Annotated in this window: 7 protein-coding genes and 1 riboswitch; of the genes, 1 reads left to right on the forward strand and 6 read right to left on the reverse strand. The window is 31.8% G+C overall.

All coding sequences use genetic code 11. The annotated features are described in order from the left end of the window. Positions 1-199: 199 nt before the first annotated feature. Positions 200-322, forward strand: coding sequence for a hypothetical protein (locus JJE11_RS14140; protein WP_291636735.1), 123 nt, complete (start codon positions 200-202; stop codon positions 320-322). A gap of 96 nt (positions 323-418) precedes the next feature. Here JJE11_RS14140 and JJE11_RS14145 read toward each other — a convergent pair whose 3' ends face one another. From JJE11_RS14145 to JJE11_RS14170, 6 genes are all read right to left on the reverse strand, one after another. Continuing rightward, complete coding sequence (locus tag JJE11_RS14145) at positions 419-709, reverse strand: NAD(P)-dependent oxidoreductase (RefSeq protein ID WP_291636736.1); 291 nt, start codon at positions 707-709, stop codon at positions 419-421. Between the two features lie 6 nt (positions 710-715). Then, positions 716-1,609, reverse strand: coding sequence for an MBL fold metallo-hydrolase (locus JJE11_RS14150; protein WP_291636738.1), 894 nt, complete (start codon positions 1,607-1,609; stop codon positions 716-718). A 391-nt stretch (positions 1,610-2,000) separates the two neighbouring features. Further along, positions 2,001-2,447 carry a DUF340 domain-containing protein gene (locus JJE11_RS14155; protein WP_291636740.1) on the reverse strand — a complete coding sequence of 149 codons (447 nt, stop codon included), beginning with the start codon at positions 2,445-2,447 and terminating at the stop codon, positions 2,001-2,003. Between the two features lie 3 nt (positions 2,448-2,450). Further along, positions 2,451-3,254 carry a DUF3100 domain-containing protein gene (locus JJE11_RS14160; RefSeq protein ID WP_291636742.1) on the reverse strand — a complete coding sequence of 268 codons (804 nt, stop codon included), beginning with the start codon at positions 3,252-3,254 and terminating at the stop codon, positions 2,451-2,453. Between the two features lie 12 nt (positions 3,255-3,266). Next, positions 3,267-4,577, reverse strand: coding sequence for an amidohydrolase (locus JJE11_RS14165; RefSeq protein ID WP_291636744.1), 1,311 nt, complete (start codon positions 4,575-4,577; stop codon positions 3,267-3,269). 63 nt (positions 4,578-4,640) lie between these two features. Continuing rightward, positions 4,641-4,771: riboswitch (glycine riboswitch) on the reverse strand. Positions 4,772-5,017: 246 nt separating this feature from the next. Next, complete coding sequence (locus tag JJE11_RS14170) at positions 5,018-5,173, reverse strand: hypothetical protein (RefSeq protein ID WP_291636746.1); 156 nt, start codon at positions 5,171-5,173, stop codon at positions 5,018-5,020. Positions 5,174-5,313: the final 140 nt, after the last annotated feature.

A 5,313-nucleotide genomic window follows, 5' to 3' on the forward strand; every position in this document is an offset into this window, starting at 1 on the left:
TTCTAAGTCCATTATTCTACAATATACAAATTTAGATATAATTTCATTATAAGGATTTTTACAAAAACGCAACTATATTGTTGGTATAAACGTTATATAAGTGTAAAACATGAAAATACATACATTTTTTTATCCTATTTAGCAAAACCTAGTGCCCCTAAAAATCTATTAATTATTAACATGAGAGGATGTAGTCTTTATGAAATTTATTATTATTGCAATTATATTAGCTATTACATATATTTTATTAGGTGCCTTAATGAAAGCAGCTGGTAAGGTAACTCCATCAATACCCACCATTAACCATAAGGAAGATAATTAGAATTAAAACATAACATGTCCAATCTGACGTAAAACCCCACCCTATATACAATGTAGGGTAGAGTTTTCAAAAATCGATTATTCTATAGGATACATTTTATACTACATTTACAGGTGCTTTTTTTATAAATTGGAATAAATTATCTATTGCTGTATTCATAAGGCGCTCTCTAGGTTCTTTTGGTGCCCATGCAATATGCGGTGTAATAAAACAATTTTTTGCAGATATAAGTGGATTATTCATTTCTGCAGGCTCCGTCGATAACACGTCCACTGCAGCACCAGCCACTTTTCCACTATTTACATCAACCATATTATACCCTGTTCCAAGAACACTAATATATTTAAGGTTAGGTAACTTTTTTAAAGTTTCACTATTATCGTACATAAATAGCTACCCTATGGAATATTTAAGAAACCCATCATCTATATTCAACACTATCATTCCTGTTTCATTCAAATATTCCACATAAGATCCGAGCATTCTTTCTATCATGGTATATTTATATCTGCTGTTTACATTGATATTAAACTCTTTAATAACAGCCTTCAGAACTTCTTCCATTGTCATAGCACCGTCTATGACATCATATACTCTAGTAGCTCTACTTTTATAGAAATTTATATTGTCAGTTATAAGTTTTATAATATCATCATATATACCTTTGTGTGCCACTACATATTTACTGCATTTCAAGTCATAAAGCTTTAATTTACTTTTTAAATCCTCGCTGAGTATATAAGCGTAGGGCATTTTAGCCCCCCTCATGACTTCATCGCTTATGATGGCATCTCCTAAATAGGCAACATCATCGGGAGTAATAATACATATATGTGCAGGACTATGTCCTGGTGTATGAAGAATTTCAAATTTAAAACCATGCATAAATATAAAATCTTGCTCATCCAAAATCATAATATCTGTTTTACAAACCATATTTCCAAAATGTTCTGTAACATCTGATAATGTTTGGCTATTGTAATAAAGCTTAAGGTTAACTGTAGAACTACAAATAAGAGCTTCATATGCTGGCATAGCAATAACACAGTTATATTTTTTCTTCAAATATGCATTATTGCCTATATGGTCTATATGGGCATGAGTGCATATTATACCAACTACCTTAAGGTTGTTTTTTTCTAGAATCTCATCTATTCCTTTTCTTTCTCCTTTTGCCCATCCTGAATCAAGCATAATAATTTCTTCATTATTAATTTTATAAAAAGGTATGTATAACATTCCAGTATCAATGCAAAACGTATTTCCCTTTATTTCTTTTATTTCCATCTATTATCTTTAGCGAGAGTGTGTGTTACAAATACACAAAACCACCAAGTGCTCACTTCCTTCTTATTATATTCTTTTATGTGTATTAGTTCTTAATAGTCCTTCCAATAATTCTAAATTACCATCACATCTAAACCTATTATGAATTATATCAAAGTTCCATCATTGATTCCACATAATTACATGTCAATGTAAGCAATAATTTAATATTATAAATTAAGTCTTTTGATACACTATAAGCAAATGGATAATTAGCTATACATAATTTAAAATAATAAAGGATAGCCTTATTGAATCATTAAGACTATCCTTTACTATTTACATTTTGTTAAATTATAATGTTCTCATGATAATTGAAGTTCAAAAACAATATTGTCCTCATGAAAAATATCTAAATTTGTCCAATGGCTTTTAGAATTACTTGAGCAATTATTGCTGAACCAAGGTATGTCCCTATAAATACAGTGCATGATACTACAATTATTTTCCATCCTGTTTTTTTAAATGAGTCCAAGTCCTTTGTTAATGCAATACCTGCATATGCAAGTATTGGAGTTGTTAATGAAATAAAGCTTATATTCTTCATCCACTCATTTACCGCATTTGCACCTGGAAATCCTGGTACTGTAATTATACATCCTAAGACAACAACATATGCAACACTTGGAATTTTCCATGGTATAATCTTATTTAATAATATTCCTGCCATGGTTATCACTGCTAATATAACCATACCGGGTACTGATTTCATTATTCCGTTACCTGACCCAACAAAATTACTCACTAAGCATAATACTGCCACAATACTTAAAATAAATAATGAATCCTTAAGTTTCATGAATTATTCCCCCTTTGTATTATTGATTGGTGCATTTGTTCCATATTTAACTTTATAACACTTTCTGTACAACCATTCTGTAAATGGTAATGCAATCCATAGAGACATAAATACTCCATCTAAACCTGATAACATATTACTTGCTGCTCCATAAGCTGCAAGTGTATCCTTCATTTTTGGATACATTTCTGTTAATGTACCAACCGCTGCTGTCATCATACTAGCACTACCAACACCAGAAGCCATTGCTAATGCATATGGGTGTAATGGTGTAAAAGATGCTAATAAACTTGCAAATAAACCAAAGAATACTGTACCTATAACTGTACCTGAAATATACACACCCATAACTCCTCTACCCTCTGGACCATCTAAGCCATAAACATCTCCAATTAAAGCTATATTGGGCTCTCTACAAATAGAATGTGCAGCTCCAATAGTTTCTCTTTTTAACCCTAAATAAACTGCTATTGGAACAGCTATCATTACAGTTGCTATATTACCAAATTCCTGTAATATTAGTGCTGGGCTAGATTGAATTATTTTAGGTAATGTAGGACCTATTAAAGTTCCATATCTTGCCATAAGTAGCATTAGTGAAACAGTAATTAATCCACTTGCATCATTAACTTCTTTTTCCTTTGCAATTTTTAAATATTTTGGACCTGCTATTACTCCAAGGATAAGTGCATACAGCATTGGTAGAATTACAATAACCCCTGGTCCTAATTTAAACTTAAATGTGCCAATCAGTTCAGCAATAACTACAATAGTTAATGCTATCATGTGAAGTTTCCAGTTTTTCATTAATATGCCCCCCTAAGAAAAATATTTATTCATAAATTCAATATATTCCACCTTTGTAAATTCAGGTTTGTAATTTGAAATTATTCCTTTAGCCTTATCAGCATTATTAATTAGTAAATCAACAATTGTTGTTGCTAAAAATTTCGCAGGTAGAATGCACGCAGCATAATAATCTTCTACTTTAAATTCTTTTGTGTGGAGTGCGCCACTTACCCCGCCTATGAATGGATGAACAGCAGGCATTAAATGGCATATGTCCCCAAAATCTGATGATGCATTAAAGTGTTCTGCCTTAATTAACTTTACTTCTGGTTCAAAATTCTTAGCGTTTTGTAATAATAAATCATTAAACTCCTTAGAGCATTTAATAGGTAAATACCCTGGTATTGTACTTATTTTAACATCAGCACCAATGGCATAAGCCCCGCCTTTAAGCGCTCGCTCAACTTTTATATCAGTTTTTTCCATAGCCTCTACAGTCTTTCCTCTAACATATGTTTCCAATCTAACATCATCTGGTACACTATTTACTGCAGTACCCCCCTTAGTTATAATTGGATGAACCCTTATATGCTCATCATCTCTAAAAGTCTCCCTTAATGCATTAATTCCCATTATACCAAGCATTGCTGCATTTAGAGCATTAACGCCTTCATCAGGTGCTTGAGCTGCATGTGCTACTTTCCCTGTATACTGAACTTTCTTAACTATAAACCCATTACCAGTTTCACCTATAGCAATTGTGGGTCCCGGCGAATTTTCATAAGAGTGAAACATTAAAGACATATCTATATCATCAAACTCTCCCTTATAAATTAATTCTTGTTTACCTCCTAAAAAGTGAATTTTACCATCTGATCGTAGCTGATCTCTATATTCTATTTCAATAAACTCTTCTGATGGTACTGCAAAGAATGTAACATTCCCATCCAAATCATCGCATGCATTAGATAACTTTAACCCCATAGCAGCGCCCATTAGTGCAGCAATTTGAAGATTATGCCCACATGCATGTGATGCGCCTGTATCTTTGTTACTAAAAGGATGTTCTAAACACGGAATACCATCCATTTCACCAATAATTGCAACATTCACGCTACCTGTAGTTTCTTTTAGCTTACCCTTTACACCCGTAAGTGCTAAGTTTGATTTATATTTTAACCCCAATTCTTTAAAAACTTGCTCAACAATTTTAGAAGTATTATACTCTTTAAATCCAAGTTCAGGATTTTCACCAATATGCTTTGCAATGGCTATTATTTTCTCAGCATTATTATCAATGGCATCACATATTAATTTTTTAATTTCGTCAGCATTATTCATATTTATCCCCCCATTTTTCAATACAAAAAAAGTCGAATAGATAATATTCGACCCTGGAAACCAATATTATCCCCTGTCCTTTTACCTGAGAGTTTCATAAGCTTTCACTAATATAATTAGTGTTCACTAATATAATTAGTGTTCACTAACTTTCTCCTTCGGTGCTCAATTAGAGTCTCTCCAAGGGCTCGTCCTGTAACAGTCGTGTGGCACCTGAAAGATTTACTTCTTAGGTGTATAGATTCTCAATACTCTCCTGCTACATTAATCCGAACTATTCAATTGTAATTTATTATTGTTATAATATCAGTTTTACAAGAAAACTTGACATTTTTTTAATATTTTAGATGTTTTATATTGCAATCACAAATAAATCACTCATTTTATGAGTGCTTTTTTTATTTCCAAATTCACTATTGTGATACTTTTTATATCAATCACTAATCATTTACATAATCTGTAATATTTAAATTATATTCCTTTGCAAATCCAAGGAGTTCCTTCTCAGTTGCGCTATCTACAGCCACAATAAGTGCCTTAATGCCTGAAGTACCTACCTTATTCAACAAGTCTTTTTTCAATTTCTTATAATCCATCCTATTCACCGTCTCCTTCTATTTATTTTCTTCAAACCATTTATTTAAAAATATTAAGATCTAATTCCATATGTTACTACACTATTTAACATTATTATACCACAAGTATTTCAAAATATTATTTCAGCCCGCATATTAAA

It is taken from the genome of Clostridium sp., assembly GCF_016650095.1.
GTDB lineage: Bacteria > Bacillota > Clostridia > Clostridiales > Clostridiaceae > Clostridium_AD.